This is a genomic window from Biomaibacter acetigenes (assembly GCF_003691585.1).
GTDB classification, from domain to species: Bacteria; Bacillota; Thermosediminibacteria; order Thermosediminibacterales; family Tepidanaerobacteraceae; genus Biomaibacter; species Biomaibacter acetigenes.
The window spans coordinates 1141598-1161024 of record NZ_CP033169.1 but is presented as its reverse complement, the minus strand read 5'-3'; the positions used below and the strand labels follow the sequence as shown (position 1 = coordinate 1161024).

The 19427-nt window shown below is 43.6% G+C and carries 19 protein-coding genes and 1 pseudogene; 7 read left to right on the top strand and 13 right to left on the bottom strand.

From position 1 onward, the window contains the following. The first annotated feature begins 89 nt into the window (after nt 1-89). The 3 genes from D2962_RS05580 to D2962_RS05570 are packed head-to-tail and all read left to right on the top strand — an operon-like array spanning nt 90 to nt 3275. Complete coding sequence (locus tag D2962_RS05580; RefSeq protein ID WP_122014409.1) at nt 90-1607, top strand: FtsX-like permease family protein; 1518 nt, start codon at nt 90-92, stop codon at nt 1605-1607. Further along, a complete protein-coding gene (locus D2962_RS05575) occupies nt 1489-2601 on the top strand; it encodes a M28 family peptidase (protein WP_162991113.1) in 1113 nt (370 codons plus the stop codon). Before D2962_RS05580 ends, D2962_RS05575 begins: the two co-directional genes overlap by 119 nt. Beyond that, the gene (locus D2962_RS05570; protein ID WP_122014407.1) at nt 2598-3275 is read left to right on the top strand and encodes an ABC transporter ATP-binding protein; all 678 of its coding nucleotides are present in this window, start codon (nt 2598-2600) and stop codon (nt 3273-3275) included. The genes D2962_RS05575 and D2962_RS05570 overlap by 4 nt, the downstream gene beginning before the upstream one ends. Nucleotides 3276-3416: 141 nt before the next feature. Here the strand turns inward: D2962_RS05570 and D2962_RS19840 are convergent, their stop codons facing one another. After that, a complete protein-coding gene (locus D2962_RS19840) occupies nt 3417-3572 on the bottom strand; it encodes a putative holin-like toxin (RefSeq protein ID WP_425456607.1) in 156 nt (51 codons plus the stop codon). 239 nt (nt 3573-3811) lie between these two features. Between D2962_RS19840 and D2962_RS05560 the strand changes: the two genes are divergently transcribed. The 4 genes from D2962_RS05560 to D2962_RS05545 all read left to right on the top strand — a co-directional run bounded on the left by D2962_RS05560 (nt 3812) and on the right by D2962_RS05545 (nt 5432). Beyond that, nucleotides 3812-3904 carry a cyclic lactone autoinducer peptide gene (locus D2962_RS05560; protein WP_245984912.1) on the top strand — a complete coding sequence of 31 codons (93 nt, stop codon included), beginning with the start codon at nt 3812-3814 and terminating at the stop codon, nt 3902-3904. Nucleotides 3905-4173: 269 nt separating this feature from the next. Continuing rightward, nucleotides 4174-4458 carry a Spo0B domain-containing protein gene (locus tag D2962_RS05555; RefSeq protein WP_162991112.1) on the top strand — a complete coding sequence of 95 codons (285 nt, stop codon included), beginning with the start codon at nt 4174-4176 and terminating at the stop codon, nt 4456-4458. Further along, a complete protein-coding gene (locus D2962_RS19835) occupies nt 4459-4695 on the top strand; it encodes a GHKL domain-containing protein (RefSeq protein ID WP_122014405.1) in 237 nt (78 codons plus the stop codon). It abuts the gene before it with no gap. Then, nucleotides 4593-5432, top strand: coding sequence for a LytR/AlgR family response regulator transcription factor (locus tag D2962_RS05545; RefSeq protein WP_425456618.1), 840 nt, complete (start codon nt 4593-4595; stop codon nt 5430-5432). Before D2962_RS19835 ends, D2962_RS05545 begins: the two co-directional genes overlap by 103 nt. Before the next feature lie 48 nt (nt 5433-5480). On the opposite strand, the pseudogene D2962_RS05540 reads toward D2962_RS05545, so the two are convergent. From D2962_RS05540 to D2962_RS05485, 12 genes and pseudogenes are all read right to left on the bottom strand, one after another. Further along, nucleotides 5481-6310, bottom strand: a pseudogene (locus D2962_RS05540) (SDH family Clp fold serine proteinase). Between the two features lie 45 nt (nt 6311-6355). Further along, nucleotides 6356-7195: a Cof-type HAD-IIB family hydrolase gene (locus D2962_RS05535; protein ID WP_122014403.1), complete on the bottom strand. Its 840-nt coding sequence runs from the start codon at nt 7193-7195 to the stop codon at nt 6356-6358. An 87-nt stretch (nt 7196-7282) separates the two neighbouring features. After that, entirely contained in the window at nt 7283-9238 is a 1956-nt protein-coding gene (locus D2962_RS05530; RefSeq protein WP_122014402.1) for an NAD(+) synthase, read from the bottom strand. A gap of 226 nt (nt 9239-9464) precedes the next feature. Beyond that, complete coding sequence (locus D2962_RS05525; protein ID WP_122014401.1) at nt 9465-10886, bottom strand: rhamnulokinase; 1422 nt, start codon at nt 10884-10886, stop codon at nt 9465-9467. A 15-nt stretch (nt 10887-10901) separates the two neighbouring features. Beyond that, on the bottom strand, nt 10902-11939 hold the full coding sequence (locus D2962_RS05520; protein WP_122014400.1) for a zinc-dependent dehydrogenase: 1038 nt from the start codon (nt 11937-11939) through the stop codon (nt 10902-10904). A gap of 11 nt (nt 11940-11950) precedes the next feature. After that, a complete protein-coding gene (locus D2962_RS05515) occupies nt 11951-12775 on the bottom strand; it encodes an SDR family oxidoreductase (protein ID WP_122014399.1) in 825 nt (274 codons plus the stop codon). Between the two features lie 126 nt (nt 12776-12901). After that, entirely contained in the window at nt 12902-14188 is a 1287-nt protein-coding gene (locus D2962_RS05510; RefSeq protein WP_122014398.1) for a PHP domain-containing protein, read from the bottom strand. A gap of 33 nt (nt 14189-14221) precedes the next feature. Next, on the bottom strand, nt 14222-15487 hold the full coding sequence (locus D2962_RS05505; protein WP_122014397.1) for a zinc-binding dehydrogenase: 1266 nt from the start codon (nt 15485-15487) through the stop codon (nt 14222-14224). A 10-nt stretch (nt 15488-15497) separates the two neighbouring features. Further along, nucleotides 15498-16544: a class II aldolase/adducin family protein gene (locus tag D2962_RS05500; RefSeq protein WP_122014396.1), complete on the bottom strand. Its 1047-nt coding sequence runs from the start codon at nt 16542-16544 to the stop codon at nt 15498-15500. Nucleotides 16545-16629: 85 nt separating this feature from the next. Continuing rightward, complete coding sequence (gene rhaI, locus D2962_RS05495) at nt 16630-17844, bottom strand: L-rhamnose isomerase (RefSeq protein WP_122014395.1); 1215 nt, start codon at nt 17842-17844, stop codon at nt 16630-16632. A gap of 39 nt (nt 17845-17883) precedes the next feature. After that, nucleotides 17884-18708 (bottom strand): DeoR/GlpR family DNA-binding transcription regulator, encoded by an 825-nt coding sequence (locus D2962_RS05490; protein ID WP_120767505.1) that lies wholly within the window; start codon nt 18706-18708, stop codon nt 17884-17886. A 381-nt stretch (nt 18709-19089) separates the two neighbouring features. Beyond that, nucleotides 19090-19416 (bottom strand): L-rhamnose mutarotase, encoded by a 327-nt coding sequence (locus D2962_RS05485; protein ID WP_122014394.1) that lies wholly within the window; start codon nt 19414-19416, stop codon nt 19090-19092. Nucleotides 19417-19427: the final 11 nt, after the last annotated feature.

Below are 19427 nucleotides of genomic sequence, written 5' to 3'. Positions count from 1 at the left end.
AGCTCAACCCCATTGGTACGGTAAGTTTCCGAGGGCCGAAGCAAAATGAGCTGGCCAAGTCCCCTCTTGGCATATATGGTTCGGAAGAGATGCTGCTTGAAAGCGATATAAATGGAAACAAGCTTTCGGAGCCGGTAAAACTTCATCCCACCATAACACCGGGAACCGTCCAATTGCCTGCGGCCCATGGATTTACAACGCTGGAAGCGGCTAAGATTATAGAAGGAGATCATCCCATCGATGTGATAAGGGTAAGGGTGGCCGACGTCAACCGTTTTGATGAAAAAGGACAGGCCAAAATCCGGCAGGTAGCCGAAGAAATCGTGGCCCGAACCGGCCTTCACGTGGATATAATTGCCGGCACATCGATGCAGGAGGTTAAGCTTAATATCCCGGGATATAAAGACGTTCCGCCTCTGGGCCTGGCCAAGACATCATGGATCAGCCTGGGGGCAGCCACCCGGATACAAAACATCTTCAGCCTTTTTTCCATGGCTCTGACCTTATTGTTTATTGTTGTTGGATTCATATTTGTCCATAACCGGAGCAGCATATACCTCTGGCAGAGAAAATTTGAATTGGATATTTTAAAAACCCTGGGATGGCAGGGCGGTACCATAGCCAAAATGATATCACTGGAAGTTTTGATAATATGGTTCATAGCCGCCTTATTGTCAATGGCAGCCAATGTATTGTTTCATGAAATATTGCATGTTGAATGGAACAGGCTTTTGTTGCTGTGGCTGATAGTTACTTTTACCGGCGGAATGACATTTGCGGTAACGACCCACCGGGGTGTATCCAAATTTTTTAAATCCCGTGAAGGCTCCAAAAACAAACCCTACACAAAAAGCGGTTCCGAATACCGTAAAACCGAAGGTATAAGCACTGTCATAAGAAAGGATTTAATGTATTATGGCGGACGATTGCGGTTTATGGCAGTGCAACTGGTTATCGGCGGAACCATAAGCATTTTTGCATGGCTGGCCCGAGCGGCGGTGGCCCATCAAGCCGTCACCACAAGACTGGGCGATTTTATACACGCCAGGGCGGGGATATGGCTGATGCTTATAGGTGAGGCATCGACGATCCTGGTTGGCCTGACCTGCCTGGATTCCATCCTGTCATACCTGGATCTTCGCCGCCGGGACCTAGTATTGCTCCAGCAGCTGGGTTGGAGATTAAGACATCTGCAGAAGCTGGTCATTCCTCAGATACTCTTTCCTGTAGTCGTGGCGTTATTATCGGCCTTTGGCATGGCATATCTGATGGTAGTGGCCATATACAATGAATATTCCATACCATCAGGGCTTTCAATCAGTTTCATCTTGGCTTTTCCTGCAGCGATCGGAATTTCCACAAACGTCTGGATATCATCCTTATACAATGCACAGGGTTCAAAAACAAACAAAAACATGCGGTCAAGACCAACACAAACCTTACGCTGGATTGCCATCGCTGCATTGGCTGCAAAAAGCAGGCTTGGATGTGCAAAGCGAGCACATAGAGATACCGCCGGTCAGAAGTTTGGGCCCCGGTTCGAAGCTGGAAGTATCGGGCACTTCCCTGGATTTTTCTTATCTTGCATTGGATCTCTCAACGGCTAAAGCCGGTGACAAGTATATTTTGAACGATGATCATGCTGTAATACTAACAGGAGAAAAAACTGAGAATGCAAAAACAAGCGGGCATATAGTCCTGGTAGAAGCTGCTTCATCCGAAGAGTTTCGGAAGTCACTGAAAAATGTATTAAAAGATGATCCGCTGGCGGTGGTGGGCGTAAATCCGGGCACTCTTCCGGAAGAGATCGGCCCTGTCGGTCTCAGCCTTGACGTGATGGAGATAATTCCGGGCTTTCATTCGGAGAACATATGGGTTGACATCCCCGGTACATCACCGGAAAAACAGGATATTTTGATAGCAGCAAATCACGGCAGCATAGGTCCCGGTGCCGGCGATAATGCCAGCGGTGCTGCCGCAGCGGCTTTATTGGCCCGCACATTAAAACAAAACCCGCTGCCCGTCCCAGTCAGAATTCTGTGGGCTGCCGGCGGAGACGCTCAATATAACGGAGGGCTGGCCCTGTACCTTGATAAGCATACTCTGCCCAAGGCTGCGGTAGCATTGAGCCGGCTGGGGTCAAATAACCCGCTGGTCTTCGGTTACAGAGAGGATATTACCTACGGCAGGCCAAGGGATATAAATCCTACAGGAGAAGATTTAACGCCCGAAGACTTAATTCCATTTGTCAGACAACAGCCCCAACACCACTCGGGATTATGGGACCTTGGCTATCCTTCCGTCCGCCGGCGCGTGCTGGCCGAAGACCAGGATATGTTGACAACACCGGATGAATGGATGGCTGCGGCGGAGAAAATAGGCAAAGAGATGAATATGGACTTTAAGCCCGCATTTCCATTGGGCCTGGGAGGCCGTTTACTGGATGCCGGTATACCGACCGCACCTTTATGGAGGCCGTCACCTTTTGCGAATACCAAAAAAGACACTGTTGACCGCATCATACCCCAAACTATGGGTAAAGACATATTATTCATGGAACGCATATTGCGGGAAATCGCCGGGAAGGGGGAACTGCCGTGATTAACAACAAAGAATCCGTTGTCAAGTTAAAAAATGTAACACACATCTATCCTATGGGTAATGGCGAGATAAGGGCACTGCAGGATATAACCCTGGATATTGACGATGATGATTATCTTGCGGTGATAGGCCATTCCGGCTCGGGGAAATCCACTTTGCTGCGCATGATCGGAGCGCTGGAAATACCTACTCAAGGGGAGGTATACATGGAAGGTTTTAACACCTGCGATATCGGCCAGGAAGATCTGGTATCACTGCGAGCCAAGACTGTCGGATTTGTATTCCAGGATTTCCGCTTGCTGCCGCAGCTTACGGCCCTTGAAAATGTGATGGTTCCACTGCTGCCCTACGAAAAATACAATTCAGCCAGGAAAAAGGCCATGGAACTGATGGAGCGGGTAGGTCTTTCAAACCGGGTCTCACATAGACCCGGAGAATTGTCCGGTGGTGAGCAGCAGAGAGTTGCTATCGCCCGGGCTTTGATACGCAACCCAAAGGTGCTCCTGGCCGACGAACTTACCGGAAATCTGGATACTGCTACGCGGGATAGTATAATGGAACTTTTGGATGAATTAAACTGTCAAGGTTTAGCGGTAGTTGTGGCAACCCACGACCAGGAAGTAATGGCTCACGCCAAAAGGCGCATCAGGCTGCGGGACGGTGCGATAATTTAACCCCTAAAATGCAATGAATATTTTGTTGTTTACATATGCGAAAAAAATGTTATAATATAGATAAAGGTAATCGGAACCGCAAAAGTGCGGTTGCCACGGGTTATTAAATAACAATCACCCTATGGCCGAGCAGGGTGATTGTTATTTTTTTCCTTTATTTATTGCCTTAATTAAAACAATAATCAAGGAAATCAGCGATACGGTAAACATAGAGGATACAATCATTAATGACAGAGCCTCATATGTACTTATACCGCACCACCTCCTTCCTTCTAGTATCAAGGAGGTGGCAACCACACCCTGCTTATCCGATTACCTTATGCAAATTATACCATACTTAATACACTGCGACAATAAAAAAGACCGTTTTCAATCAAACCATTACGCCATTCAACCCTCAAAATACGCCAGTTGCGGTACATCGGCAGGAAATATAAGACGAACAGAGAATACGTAAAGTAAAAAAAATAACCAAACGTATGAAAGGGGGCGGGACATAGTGTTTAAAAAAGTACGCACATACTTTCTAACCTCTCTTGCATCTCATCACTGCTGTAGCCTTTATAGGGGCTAGCCCTCAAAGTATGTGGATATTTTATGAGCCGGATATTCCTGAAGATTTAAAGTAATTGCCATATTTTAATAAGGCATCATCCTCAATTATCTAAAATGTTTCGGAGGTCCGTTTGGACAGGCAAAAGAGTATATGATAATTCGGGATCGATGCTTGATTTTTATATTTATATTTTGACTTGCCGGAGGGATGGAAATGTTTCCCATTCCATGGTATGTGACCGTATTTCAATCAATCCCGGAAGGTTTCTTGATAATATTCCTTTAATTTTACTTTTCGCTGAAATATATCGAATCATCTTCAAAAAAAGAGACAGAACTTGAGTTGTTAACGTGTTATTTAAGGGATATCGAGGAGCTTATAAAGACATTTAGGGCTGAAAGGCATGAAAATATGCAAACTATCCAATCCCTCGCTTTTTTGGGAAAATACGAAGAGTTAAAGCAATATTTAAACAAAATAGTTGGAAATTACAGGTCCATAGAAAAAATACTGAGGTTGGGCGATACAGCATTGACGGCATTGATAAATGTCAAAATTGAAATGATGCGGAGAAACAATATTAATTTTGAAGTAAAATACAATGGCTTGGGGATATATCATACCTGACTGGATTCCTTTGAACTTTCCACTGTTGTGGGCAATGTGATCGATAATGCCATAGAAGCGGTCAAGGAAAGAGAAAGTAACAGGATTATATATTTTGAAGTGGCTGGAAAACAGAAATTTTATATAGTTAAAATATCAAACAATGGATCGTCTATAAAAGAAGAGATTTTAAAAAAATATATGAGGCGGGTTATAGTACAAAACATAAAGATACAAGAGGCTTCGGCCTTTATATAGTAAAGAAGATAATGGATAAATATAACGGTACCATACAATTAAATTCCGATGAAAAACTCACAAGCTTTATAGAAGAAATATATACTGCTCGCACAGGAAAAGAAGCGGAGGATATCATCAGAGAAGAATCACCTCAAATTTTACTTTTGGATATAGAGCTGCCCGACATTAATGGAATAAATGTAGCAAAAACAGCAGTTTCTCTAAATCCGGATGTATTTGTGGTTTTTATAACCGGGTACTCAAGTTATGCCACAGAATCTTTTGAAGTTCATCCTTACGATTACATTTTAAAACCCATAGACTTTGAGAGGTTTCACGAAACATTAAATTTCGTGACAATAAAATGTGAAAACAATATACTCAACCGTAAGTTAAAAGCTATTGGAAAGCTTCCTGTAAAATCTGGAAACGGTATCCTGTTTTTAAATCTTAAAGATATAATATTTATTGAAAGATTAGGTGAAAAAACAAAAATACATACAAAAAAAAAGGCATATGAATGCACTGATCATCTAAAAAATCTCGAAGCATCATTAAACGGTAATTTTTATAGAGTCCATAAATCATACATTGTGAACATGGAAATGGTTGAAAAAATAGAAAACCTCCGAGACACATATGAGATAAGTTTTTATGATTATAATGAAAAAGCTTATATGAGCAAAGGAAGATACCAGTTTTTAAAAGAAAAATTCCAAATTAGATTATTACAACCTCAGCAATTCGGAAATTAATAAAAACCCTGCCGTATAAACAGGGCTTTTATTGTACATTTTTTAGTATTATTTTTTCTCGCTGCTTTTTCTTTCGTAAGGGATGGGCACATAGTGGACCGACGGGCGCATCTGCGCTGTCTGAGGATAAAGCTCCATCAATTTGTAGATTTCCGTGGGCAGGTCGGTAGAAACTGTAAGGCCCATGTTTTTCAACTCTTCGGCTGAAATGGGATAGTCGTGGGTCCACCGGCCTTCTGTAAATATACGGGCCAGTTCCCTTGCCTTTTCTTCTTCCATGTCATTGCCCCGTAAAATCTCATACACGTTTTGCTGTACCTGGCGCATGGCCTTTTCCGCCACATCTGCCAGAATGAGGGTCTCATCGTCGATCCTTTCTACCGGCTTTTGAGCCACCACCCTCAGTATGGAAGCAGCGGGATAGTTCCCTAACTGAGGGTCTACAGGCCCTAAGACCGCATTTTCATCCATCACTATCTCGTCACAGGCCAGGGCAATCATGGTGCCGCCGGACATGGCGTAGTGGGGGACGAAAACGGTGACCTTTGAAGGATGTTTATTGATGGCATGGGCTATCTGCTCTGCCGCCAGCACCAGGCCTCCGGGCGTGTGCAGGATAATGTCTATGGGCATATCATCGGGCGTCATTCTTATGGCCCGAAGCACCTGTTCCGAATCCTCGATGTTTATATACCTGCTGATGGGAAGGCCCAGCAAGCTTAAGGACTCCTGCCGGTGAATCAATGTAATCACCCGGGAATTTCGCTTTTTTCAATTTCCCTTATCAGGCGGAACCGCGCTATTTCTATCTGCCTGTGTCTGAATAATGGCATAAATGAATATATCAGGAAAATCAGCCAGATAATATTCCAGAACATAAACGTTCCTCCTATAATAATGATTCTGAGGTCGGATGTGAATGGCTATCTAAGGTCTTCGAGGCTTATTTTCTCCTGAGGAATAATGAACTTGTTTACAATGTTCAACAAACCGTTTTCACAGTTGGTAAGGGTGATGTATTTGGCATACCCTTTTATATGTTCTGCCGCATTGCCCATGGCTATACCCAGACCGGCATATTTTAGCATGGATACATCATTGTAACCGTCTCCAATAGTGATTACTTCAGTGCTATCAATTTTGAACGCATCAGCCAGAAACTTTACGGCACTACCTTTGCTGACGCCTTTTAGATTGACTTCCATATGACTTTGATCGGCAAGGCTTACCTCGAAGTCCTCCTCCAACTTAGAAAGAAGTTCGGCGGGAACTTTTACAGCTTTTGATACATCTCCTACAGCGAACACCTTATAAGAACTCAAGTCTTTTTGTTTAACATAATCTATCATATCATTTACTACATTACATTCTATGCTTTCACACTCATTAATGTACCACCGGGTCCTTTCATTAAACCTCTCCACCTTGATGGTTTCATTTTCGTATATGATTACTTCATATCCCCATTCCTTCAACAGCTTGATGAGTTCCATCAGTTTCCCTGCCGGAATAGGTCTCTCTAGAATGCGATGGCGAGTATAAATGTCTATTATAAGAGCACCGTTGTAACATATAAGAGGAGCATTTATCATAATTTCCCGGGCAATAGATTCCGCCCTTGCCAGCATGCGCCCGGTGGCAATGGTGGTTATAAATCCCCTTTTTTCCCGCAAAATAGCCAGAATCTTTTTGGTTTCTTCCGGCACCTTACCCTCACTGTCCAGCAGTGTACCGTCGATATCAGTCACAAGCATGTGGTACATAAAAAAACCTCCTCAAAAAATGGTTGACAGATTAAGATAATTATATCTATACCTCTTAAGATTTTTTACTGAATAAGTCTTATGCTGTCAGATGTCTTCCAAATCTTTCACCCAGATGCTGCTATCAGCATCGCTAGGCATGCGCCAATCACCCCTCGGCGAAAGGCTTATGCTTCCCACCTTGGGACCGTCGGGCAAAGCCGAACGTTTGAACTGCTGGGAGAAGAACCGGCGGTAGAAATTTTTCAGCCATTTTTTTATTACGTCAGGGCGGTATCTATCTTTAAAAGCCACATTTGCAAGGAATAATATTTTTTTAGGCCTCATTCCATATCTCACTGCATAGAAAAGGAAGAAATCGTGAAGTTCATAGGGCCCCACTTCATCTTCGGTCTTTTGCCGGATGTGCCCCTGTTCGTCGGGCGGCAAAAGCTCGGGGCTTATGGGGGTGTCGATGACTCTATACAACACCTTTTTTGTGCTTTCCTCCACCACATTATCAGCCACCCATTTTACCAGAAATCTCACCAGGGTCTTGGGGACTCCACAGTTTACACCGTACATGGACATATGGTCACCGTTATAGGTAGCCCATCCCAATGCCAGTTCCGATAGGTCCCCGGTCCCCACCACCAGACCTTTTACCTTATTGGCTATATCCATGAGGATCTGGGTCCTTTCCCGGGCCTGGAGGTTCTCATATGTCACATCATGTACATGCGGGTCCTGGCCTATATCCTTCATGTGCTGAAGACATGCGGGTTTTATGTCGATTTCCCGGATGTTTACATCTAAAGATTTCATCAACTCGAGAGCATTCTGGTAGGTCATGTTCGTTGTCCCAAAGCCGGGCATGGTGACGGCTTCTATGTTTTTTCTGGGGATATCTAGAAGATCGAAGGCCTTTGCACTGACAAGAAGGGCCAGTGTTGAATCCAGCCCGCCGGAGATGCCCAATACCACTCTTTTTGATCCAGTATGTTCCAACCTCCTGGCAAGGCCGGTAGTCTGTATGTTAAAGATCTCTTCACACCTGGTGCTGACGGTGGCCGGATCCTCAGGAACAAAGGGGTATGGATCTATTTTCCTAACGAAATCGGCAGCAGTATCGATTGAAATTTTTCTGTTAAAATCAAATTCTACAAATCTATATTTCCTTCGGTCGGTCTCCATGTCATAGTCATCGGCAAAACTCTTGTTGTACTGTCTTTCAGCGAGAAGCCTGTCCACATCTATTTCCGCAAAGATAACGGTGTTTTTCCGGCTAAATCTTTTGGATTCCGCAAGGATTATGCCGTTTTCAGCAATGAGGCAGTGGCTACCGAAAACCAGGTCAGTAGTGGACTCATATACATTGGCACCGGCATATATATATCCGCTTATACACCGGGCGCTCTGCTGCTCTACCAGTTTCCTCCGGTATTCGGCTTTTGCCACCAGCTCATTGCTGGCCGAAAGGTTTGCGATGATATTGGCACCGCTCAATGCAAGATAGGAACTGGGAGGAATGACGGCCCATAAATCTTCACAGATTTCGATACCTAATGTAATATCATATTCCTCATTTCGAAATATGAGGTGGCCGAAGGGAACAGGCCGGCCATAAAGCTTTATCTCCGAGACCACTTTACTTATCTCATGCCCCGATGTAAACCACCTCTTTTCATAGAACTCTTTATAGTTGGGCAGAAACATCTTTGGAACAACGCCCAGAATGCGGCCTCGCTGAATGGCTGCAGCACAATTATATAGCCTGCTGTCTATAGAAAGGGGAAGACCGACTACTGCCAATATATCAAGGTCTTTAGTTTTATCCAGAAGTTCAAAAAGAGCACTTTTAGCTTTTTCCAAAAGTTTTCTTTGCAAAAAAAGGTCGTTGCAAGTATATGCCGTGATACACAACTCCGGAAAAACAATTATAGCTGCACCCTTTTCATCGGCTTCCCGCATCATTTTTTCAATTTCATATATGTTGTAATCGGTATTGGCTACCTTAAGTTTTGGCGATGCCGACGCCACCTTAATAAATCCAAAGTTTTCCATGATATACATCCTCGCATTCTTTTTCGTTTTCTTTAATCTTACTTTAATTATATATTATCCTTTAAATAATAGCTATATTTTCCTGAAACATAATAATGCTATCCCCCGCCTAAAATCATATAAACATAAAAGGCAACGTCACTTTGAGTACGTTGCCCAAATAATCCATTTATAAGTTAAGATATCTGCTATTGTTTCCTTTTGTGCTTGTTTTTATATCCTCACTTTATTGTGGGGTATATTTTTTCTGCGTTATAGAATTTTTAACGATTTCCCTGCCTTGAGAAAGGTCATTTATTTCTCCCAGGGCAATGAGCTGCGCCAGGATATTTCCGAGAGCGGTGGCTTCTATGGGGCCTGCCAGCACAGTCTTGCCGGTTATATTCGCAGTATGTTGACATAAAAACTCGTCCTGGATGCCGCCACCGACCATGTTGATAACATTTATTTTTCTGCCGGTGATTTCTTCCAGGTTCGATATCCTGGCCTTATATTCCCGGGCAAGGCCGTTATATACGGCTCTGGCGATCTCACCTATCTCTCTGGGCTCACCCTGGCCGTTATTTATACAATACTGCTGTACCGCTGTTGCCATGTTCAATGGAGCCAGGAAGCTCTTATCGTTGGGGTCAATTATGAAGCCGTCGTTCTTAACCGCTGCAGCAGCTTTACTTATCTCACCGTACCCCACATCAATCCCATGCTCCTGCCAGTGTTTTTTAAGTTGCTGTATCATCCACAGACCGTTTATGTTCTTTAAAAATCTTATTCTGCCCTCCAGGCCGCCTTCATTGGTGAAGTTGTCTTTTAAAGAATCTTCGTTTACTATAGGTTCTTTGCTTTCTACCCCCAGCAGCGACCAGGTGCCGCTGCTTATATATGCGCAGTTTTCTCCCTCGAGGGGTGTTGCCGCTACGGCAGAAGCGGTGTCATGGCTTCCTACAGACATAACGGGCACATCGGGCAAGCCTGTCTCTTCCTGGATGTCTTTGGTCAATTTACCTATTATATTGCCCGGCATGATTATTTTCTGAAGGATCTTTGTTGGCAAAGACAATTTTTCCAGCATTTCCAAAGCCCAGGTCTTCGAAAATACTTCCAGCATCTGGGATGTGGAGGCAATGGTATACTCATTATATTTTTGTCCGGTCAAGTAGAAATTGAAAAGATCCGGCATAAACAGCAGTGCGTCGGCTTTTTCTAATATATCCGGTCTGAATTTTAAGTCGGCATAAAGCTGATACAGTGTGTTTAATTGCAAATATTGTATGCCGGTGACTTTATATATTTCTTCGAAGGACATGATTTTTTCTATATCGTCTATTATGTTGTCGGTCCTATTATCCCTGTAATGAATAGGATTTGATAAAAGGTCCCCGTTCTTATCGATCAGGCCATAATCCACGCCCCAGGTATCGATGCCGATACCGGATATATCGATTCCTTTCAGCGCCGCTTTTTTTAGTCCGTTCTTAAGCTCATGAAATAACCTTGGAAAGTCCCAGTAAAACCTGCTCCCTATCCTCACGGGGTCATTGGAAAATCTATGGATTTCTTCCAGTTCAATTTTGTCTCCATCGAACTTGCTGAGGATAAGCCGCCCGCTGGATGCACCAAAATCCGCCGCTAGATTATAAATTAGGGTCATATCATATCCCTCCCTTTATGGATTTATAACGACTCTCATACCTTCATGACTTTCAGCCATTTTATATCCTTCGAGGATGTCGTCAAGGCTAAATCTGTGGGAAATGTAATTGCCTATCTTTATTGCCCCTGTTCCAATGAGCTCCAGGGCTTTCCTATGATGGCCGGGTGATGCCCCGTGGGAGCCGTGGACAAAAATTTCTCTATAGTGGATAATATTAGTATCAAACGTCACCAGGGAATTGTTTTTGGGAAGGCCTCCGAAGAAGTTGACCCTGGCTCTGTTTCCCGCCATCTTCAAAGCATCCACCTGGGCTTCGGGAGAAGAGTTGGCGACTATCACCACATCAGCCCCCTGGTCTCCGGTCTCTTCCCAGACTCTGGATACTGCATTTTCTTCAGAAGAACAGATGTAGACATCAGCCCCGAATTTTTTAGCTATTTCAAGCCTGGGCCTGGACCGCTGGACCATGATAATTTTCGTTGCGCCCATGTGTCTTGCTACTTCTATCATCATACATCCTACGGGCCCGGCTCCTATGATGACCACCGTATCGCCAAGTTTTATGTTGGAAAGCTCCAGGCCGTTTAGCACACAGGCCAGGGGTTCTGCCAGTGCCGCTTCATCATAGGATACATTGGCTGGGATCTTATGCACAGGGCCGTAATTTACCACCAGGCTATTGAGCAATACATATTCGGCAAAACCTCCAGGGAACTGATATCCCAGGGCATAATTTATGTTGCAGTTGTTACCGATACCGCTTTCACAATATTTACACTCGCCACAGGGTATATCTCCCCCCATAGCCACCCTGTCACCAAGTTTGAACTTGGTCACTTTTTTTCCTACTTCCACTACCTCGCCTGCGATCTCGTGACCTAATATCTGCGGAGGTTTTACCCTCTTGTTGCCATGATGGAATATCCTGATGTCCGAACCGCAGATGGCACATGCTTTTACCCGCACAAGAATGCTGTTATCGTCTATTTCGGGCATGGGAACATCTTTTACTATAATTTTCTCAATGTCTTCAAAAACGGCTGCTTTCATTATATAACCCCCTAACCCCGGGATTTCCCCCCGGTTATGTTGTAAGTGACACCGTGGATGTAGCTTGCCCTATCCGATGCCAGGAAGCAGACCAGGTCCGCCACTTCGCTGAGTCTTCCTACTCTTCCCAGAGGAATAGATACTTTTTCATAACTTTTTCTAAGTTGCTCTACGGTTATCCCTCGGGTGTATGCCAGTGCCTCCTCATAGGCCTCTGTCCTCAAAGCGGTTTTCTCCAGGATCCCCGGTGCCAGAGCTACGACTCTTACTCCATATTTTCCCAGTTCCTTTGCCCAGGACCTGGTAAGGGAATAAAGGGCGGCCTTGGTAGCGGCATAGCAGCTCTGGCCTTCGGAACCTTCCAGGCCGCTTTCGGAGCTCATGTTTATTATTACGCCCGAGTTTCTTTTAACCATTTCCCTGGCTGCCGCTTGAGCGCACAAAAATGCTCCCTTTTGATTGATGGCCACCATCAGGTCAAATTCTTTTTCTTTTAGCTCAAACTTTCCTTTGGGGTCTTTGGGGTCTACCAGAAGTCTGGGCAGGTTAACCCCTGCATTATTTACCAGCACATCTAACTTGCCATATTTTTCTATAGTCTTTTGCACCATATTTTCGACACTTTCGGCCTTTGTGACATCAGTCATTATAAAAAGATGCTTTTGGGGACCACCACAGAGCTCCTTTAGAACCTCCTGTCCAGCGGGGTTCACATCGGAAATTACCACATTCATACCTTGTTCTGCCATCTTTTGAGCCACTGCTTTGCCTATGCCCGATGCACCGCCAGTGACAATGGCCACTTTGCCTTCAAGATTAAGCCACGATTTTTCCATGTAAATTCCTCCAATCTGCTATTTGGTTCTAGTTTAAAAAGTCATTCTGGATGACAGTGAAGGCCATGGTGCAGCCAACCTTCACATGTCACCACCCTTCGACTTTCTACATCTGAACCATATTTATTACCTGCTGCTAATACCTAGTTTTTTATATACCTGGATCCTTTCTTCCAAATCAGGATATTTTTGTATGGTCCTTTGTGAAAACATACCGTCTTCTATATCTTTGGTAGCGGCTTTTTCATGCCCTATAAGTGCCCACGTGGAATCGATAAGGTTTTGAAAATCGGGTTTTTTATAGGCGTCACAGATAAAAGATTGTCTCAGGGAATTTATGTCTTCGCCGCTTATCTCAAAAAATCCGTATTTTTTGCAGAGGGCCTTTAGTCTCGTCAGCTGATTTATGCTGTTTCTTGTGGGCATATAAGTGACGGCTTTAAATCCGGTCTCCTTTAATACCTCAAATAGCTCTTCCAGGTAGTCGTCTTCAAATTTCTGGGTCCTTTTATCTCCGGTGACGGAATCCTTCACGTCCCCCAGATACGCATACGCTGAGATAGCTCCCACCTCGTCTGCCAGTTTGATAAAATCTTTTACGTCCGGGCACTCGCTGGTGGCGTCGATATAAAAGGAAGATGTATCGCTCTTTAACACTCCCAATACATCGTAAAGATAATATTCGTTTTCGGTGTCTTGCAAGTATTTTTCGTTCTTGTCGCTTACGGGCAATTTCATTTCTACTTTTAAAAAGTCCAGAAGTGCAAGGCCTCTGCCGAATTTCTCCGCCAATTTTTTTGCCAGAGCAAAAAGTATGTGCCTTTCGGTTATGCTCCCGCCTTCGTTATTTTTAGAAATGGGAACTACATCTTTATCAAAGTCCAATTTAATACCTGATGCGGCAATTAAATCATTTATTTTATCCACCATCAGTCGGTTACGTTTGTTTCTTTCTTCCTTATAAGGTTCTATAAATGCTTTTACTTTATCTATCTGGGTGTGGGGGATGCCATGAAGAGTCACATAGGCGATATCGTCTTGATCGGGGTTGTTTATTCTCCTCCCTTTTAAAGGCGTCCTGGAAAAATCCACCCTGCATTCCATACCTATGGTAGTGGCCATGCCAATGACTTTCCCGGCCTCTATGAACTCCCTGACACCACTTACGGTATCATGATCTACAATACCACATGTGGCAAGACCCGCATTATATGAGGCCCATACAGCTTTTGTAGGGGAATAGGGTGAAAAGGAATAGCAGGTGTGAATATGGTTATTCACACAATCACCGCTCTGGGGCCGCAATATATCGCCATTTTTAATGGCTTCTGCAAGCTTCCTGATACTTTCAAGCCTGATATTAACATCATCATTATTTAGGTCTTCAACATATTGTTGATATCGTTTGTCCATAATTTTTCCCCTTGCTCCTGGTTTTTTTATACATTATTTTATAGGTTTGGCATTTTCCAGCAGATACTTTTCTGCTTCGGCACACCAAAGACCATTGTTATTTTCAATGATCTCGGCAAGTTTTGCAAAAAGTGGATCTGTCTTGCCCTTCTCCTTGAAATCTGCAATAGCGGTAAGTTCCATGTCGATGTTGGTATATATGAGCTTTTTGCCGCCGGGTATCTTGGGGAGGTTTAAGGTGGTTTCAGCCACGCAGTTGAGGCCTCCTACATGGGTGATCATGGCTGCCGGGTTTATGAGGCCTTTTTCCATTAACTGTAGAGATTCAATCATGTCATCGGTGTTGCCGCCGCTGGTGCCCACCACATGGGTAGAGCTGTAGTGCACATTGTAGAAGTTGAATTCTGCAGAAAAGGCCGGATTGGTGGGACCTGCAAAGAAATTGAGGCAGCCGTCCTTGCCCAGGATTCTATCGGCCAGCTCTACCACGGGTTTTACGGGTGCAAATACGAACACATCGCTGTAGCCTTTTCCGCCGGTGAGATCCAGAAGGTATTTATCCACGTTTTCGATGCCGGCGGTATTTACATATTTGAGTTCCACACCGTTTTTGGCGGCTTCCTCCACGGTGATGATCTGGGCAGCCCTGGCAAGTCTTGCATCATCGATATCGGTTACCACTAAGAAGCGAGGTTTTCTCGGACCATGAATGGCATAATCTACGGCACCTAATCCCATGGGACCTGCTGCTCCCAGCATGGCCATGTTGGCGCCTTCCGCAATGCCCATGTGATGCACATAGGAACCCTGGGTAGTATGATAGCTAGCATGAAAGGCTCCCACTATGCAGGACATGGGTTCTGAAAGGGAACCGTAAAAATATGCTTCGCCGTTATAGGGTAGGAGGCAATTCATCTCCATGACTTCATTGGGTATGACAATATATGTGGCATCTCCCCCTATATACTGGAAGGAATATCCCGGTGCCGCAAGAGTTCCTTTGTAGTTTAAGGCCGGCTGAACGGTAAACTTCTGACCGGGTTTGAATTTTGGGCTCCACTTTTTCCCTACTTCCAGAATTTCACCGCAAAATTCATGTCCGATGATGACGGGTCTTTTGTCTATATCTTTCGGAACCCTCTTGTGTTCCGGTCCCTGCACCGCCGCCTTGTATGAAGACATGCAAAGGCTGTCCGATACAATGTGGGCCAGGATTTCATCGTCTTTTATGGGCGGCAGTTCAAATTCTTCAAGCCTGAGATCATTCTTGCCATATAACCTTACTGCTTTGGTTTTCATGAAAATCCTCCTATTTGATTAAGGTTTTGCGGTATTTTTCGCTCTCCCAATTTTTTATAAAACCTATCTCCTCAGGGGTCATGGTTTTTATGGGAAGATTACATTGTTTTATCTTACTCACCACATAGACATATCCCAATAATGTTTCCTCCATGGTCATGGCTTCCGAAAAAGAAGACTTATATATTATCTCACCTGTCTTTGTGTTGATATTGAGCTTATTATCCATACCGTCCACTGAAATGTTATCGTTCAGGTAAACCAGTTGGTCCGGGTAAAGTGCCACTACGTCGAAATAATCCGGGGAAATTAGATTGTTCTTAAAGAAATCGGTAAGAAAAGTAGTGCGACTTAAATAAGTGTTATCATTTACTCTTTCGAGTGTTATTTCTGGATAGGGACTATTTATGTGTAAAAATGTTTTTATTGATTCGTTTACTTCTTCATGTAGCTTTATAACTTCTTCTCGGCTGTCAGAATTAACAATTAGGCCGTGATTTTCCATAAATATAACTTTTGGGAATTTGCCGCCTTTTTCTATATGACACTTTATGCCTTCCTGTATCTTGAGCGTCAGGTAAAAACCCGGATTTACATAGGGAACCCAGAGAATATTATAATGTTTGCCGGAAAATACCTTCCTTATGATTTCTTCACCCTTTTTGCTGCAGCAAAGAATATTTGCATAAACCGAATGAGAATGTATGACATATTTTAGTAAAATGGAGTGGAAACCTGCTTCCACTGAAGGCCTGAGATCCCTTAATCCTTCAACTTTCACTACACTCTTTTTCAAAAAAGCGGTGCTATCTTTTTCATAGTCTATATCGGAATTTAAATCCGCTCTGGCAAAATAATCCTTAATATCTTTATAATTTACTAACACGAATCCTTCACTCCGGGTCACTTGTTTCAATTTATAACCCGAGGCTTTAACTGCCATAAGTTCATCATTGAGTTTTACCGAAGTGTTGCCTCCGCCCCCCTGCACCATGTCAGGGAAGTTGCCCACGGCCTGGGATATGATCTCAAGCTCCTGAAATGCCGCATCATGCATGGTATATACCTTCTTTCTATGGTTAGAACATTCTTGTCATCGTAACAATTTTCTAACAACAAAGAACCGGCATGCACCTTCAGTATTACTCCCAGCCCTTGCCGCCTATGCCCCTTTCGAGTTTCTTTTGTTCATAACCGCTCTCAAGATACGCCTTCATAGGATCTGGAGCAAGTCCCATTTCCTCCCTTACTTTTCCCAAAAGCGGCCTTACATCAATCTCAAAGGCCTCTCTTACCACAGCTTCGGCCCCCAGAACGTCACCGTTCAACTGACGTTCTTTTAGAAGTTCCCTATCTACTAAAAGCGCTTTTGCATAGGCAGTTTGAACATTCAGAACCGAACGTATCATGGCAGGCACCTTGGGCTCAATATTATGACTCTGGTCTATCATGTATGCCACATTTTCAGCGGTTTCCTTCGTCCAGGGATCGCAGGCTCCCGCCACCAGTTCGTTGAAGATAAGGAAGAGTTCATAGGGATTGATGGAACCTACGATAAGGTCATCATCGCCGTATTTCCTGTTGTTGAAATGGAATCCGCCCAGTTTGCCTTCATCCAGCAAAAACGCCACTATGTGTTCCACATTTGTCCCCTGGGGATGGTGCCCTAAATCCACCAGTACCTGGGCTTTTTTACCTATTTTTGTGGCAAAGGTGTATGCCATGCCCCAGTCAGCGATATCTGTATGATAAAATCCCGGCTCGTAAAATTTGTATTCTATGAGCATCCTCATATCGTCGTCCATGGCGGCATCAAGCTCGGCCAGGCTTTCCTGCATCCAGTGTTTCCTGTCTCTAAAGTCCCCCTGCCCCGGGTAATTGGTACCGTCGGCAAACCACAGGCTCAGTATCTTTGAATCAACTGCTCTTGCGATTTCAACACATTCAAGCATATGGTTTACTGCTTTTTTCCTTATTTCCGGATTTGCATTGCAAACACTGCCGAATTTATAGTCATCATCCTGGAATAGGTTGGGATTTACAGCACCGATTTTAAGCCCCAAACTCTCAGTAAATTCTTTCACTTCGCCATAGTCATCTACTTTGTCCCAGGGTATATGTATGGCTACCGAAGGACAGATGCCCGTATACTTATGCACTTGAGCGGCATCTTCCAACTTCTCAAAAAGGCTTCTGGGCACTCCAGCCTGTTTGAACACCTTAAATCTGGTACCCGAATCCCCGTAACCCCAGGAAGGAGTCTCCACTTTGAAGCTTTTGATCTTCTCCTTTACCCGTTCCACATCGATACCTTTTTCCATCTGCCTCTCTTCCCAGACTTCATATCCTTTTGACATGGTCAAAAAACCTCCTTTTTAAATTTTGCCATTTCATTGTTAATGAGTCAGGTGACGGTTCTCTGACTCACCATAACTCACATTGTGGACTTCACCTGGCCCCGGCGCTACTATAACTTCGATACCCAGTTTCTTTAATTTATCCAGGTCCTCTTTCGGTGTTCCTGTATCTGTTATTATTTTATTTACCGCCGTTACCGGAGCCATGGTGGTAAGTGTGGCGGTCCCAAATTTATCGTGGTCCACCAGCAAGATGGTCTCTTTTGCGGCTTTTAACATCTCCTGCTTGACTTTTGCCTGAAGTTCTGTGGATTCGGTTATGCCTTCCTCTAAAGTTATGCCTTTACAGGAAATGAAAGCCTTTCTGATGTTATAGTTGGAAAGCGCACTCTCCACCAGAGGTCCTACGAAGGATAGGGTCCTGGGCTGCAATGTCCCACCGGTGCATATCACCGTAATATCTCGGTTACCTTCCAATGCCATGACTACTTTTATGGCATGGGTAATCACAACAATGTCCTTTTTTTCTTTCAAAAAATATACAAACTGCAGAGCTGTAGTGCTGGCATCTACTGCTATGACATCGCCCGGCTGGACCAGTTCTGCCGCAACCTTTCCAATACTTTGCTTTTCCAGCCGGTTTCGCATATTTCTGATATAAAAAGCGGTCTCTTCCTGACCTATTTTTATATTGTAGGCGCCGCCATGGGTGCGCTTTAAGTAGCCCTTGCCTTCAAGATATTCTAAGTCCCGACGAATGGTTTCCTCCGTTACCTGGAATATTTCGCTTAATTCAGTAACTTTTGCAATGCCCCGTTCATTCAAATGTTTCATAATTTCCTGCCGCCGTTCCTCGGGTCGCATGTTTAGCCTCCCTTAAAGCCTTTCAAAAATGTCTTTTTCATTTGATGCTTTTATTATTTATATATATTCTCTAAACAAACAAAAAATCCTCTTTATTTTTGGGATTTCAAAAAAAAATTTTTTGGTTCCAAAAAAATCTATGCCTAAAAGCGGCACAAGTAAGAATTAGATTTCCGCTCACCATACTTCATATCAATTGAAATAATATTATAGATTTACGTTGAAATTTGTGGCTCTTAATCGATAATATTTTTGTTGTTTTATATATTTTTATAGTTAAAAGTGGGTACAGATTTCTGTACCCACTTTTAACTATAAAAATATGCATATCTTGACTCCATCTTGAGTTCGTTTACATTTGATTTGAATTAGTTTTAAGCATTACTCTAAATAAAATACTTCTCGCATTGGTTTTATAGGCTCCGCTTCATTAAAATCAAACGAACCCTCTACCATCCTGGATGTAATAGCGTTCCATCTCTTACATGCTTCGCTTTTTGCAATATAATCAAACGCAGCTTCTACATCGTCACATTCAAAACAGTAAAAGAACTGATTTCCATTCTGGAATATGGAGTAATTTTTTATTCCGGCTTTACTGTGTTCTTCTAAAATTTCAGGCCATGGGTTAAGATGCATTTTTACGTATTCATCAAGATACTCTTCTTTTATCGTCCAGGTCCATGCAAATTTATTGCTCTTTTTCATGATATACCCCC

Bases quoted from the DNA above. Each gene is read 5' to 3' on its own strand.
- D2962_RS05500 (WP_122014396.1), bottom strand. From the start codon at position 16,544: ATGCATGATGCGGCATTTCAGGAGCTTGAGATCATATCCCAGGCCGTG.
- D2962_RS05580 (WP_122014409.1), top strand. From the start codon at position 90: ATGCTGCTTGAAAGCGATATAAATGGAAACAAGCTTTCGGAGCCGGTA.
- D2962_RS05520 (WP_122014400.1), bottom strand. From the start codon at position 11,939: ATGAAAGCAGCCGTTTTTGAAGACATTGAGAAAATTATAGTAAAAGAT.
- D2962_RS05490 (WP_120767505.1), bottom strand. From the start codon at position 18,708: ATGCGACCCGAGGAACGGCGGCAGGAAATTATGAAACATTTGAATGAA.
- D2962_RS05485 (WP_122014394.1), bottom strand. From the start codon at position 19,416: ATGAAAAAGAGCAATAAATTTGCATGGACCTGGACGATAAAAGAAGAG.
- D2962_RS05530 (WP_122014402.1), bottom strand. From the start codon at position 9,238: ATGGAAAACTTTGGATTTATTAAGGTGGCGTCGGCATCGCCAAAACTT.
- D2962_RS05525 (WP_122014401.1), bottom strand. From the start codon at position 10,886: ATGACCCTAATTTATAATCTAGCGGCGGATTTTGGTGCATCCAGCGGG.
- D2962_RS05510 (WP_122014398.1), bottom strand. From the start codon at position 14,188: ATGGACAAACGATATCAACAATATGTTGAAGACCTAAATAATGATGAT.
- rhaI (WP_122014395.1), bottom strand. From the start codon at position 17,844: ATGTCAAAAGGATATGAAGTCTGGGAAGAGAGGCAGATGGAAAAAGGT.
- D2962_RS05505 (WP_122014397.1), bottom strand. From the start codon at position 15,487: ATGAAAACCAAAGCAGTAAGGTTATATGGCAAGAATGATCTCAGGCTT.
- D2962_RS05515 (WP_122014399.1), bottom strand. From the start codon at position 12,775: ATGGAAAAATCGTGGCTTAATCTTGAAGGCAAAGTGGCCATTGTCACT.
- D2962_RS05535 (WP_122014403.1), bottom strand. From the start codon at position 7,195: ATGTACCACATGCTTGTGACTGATATCGACGGTACACTGCTGGACAGT.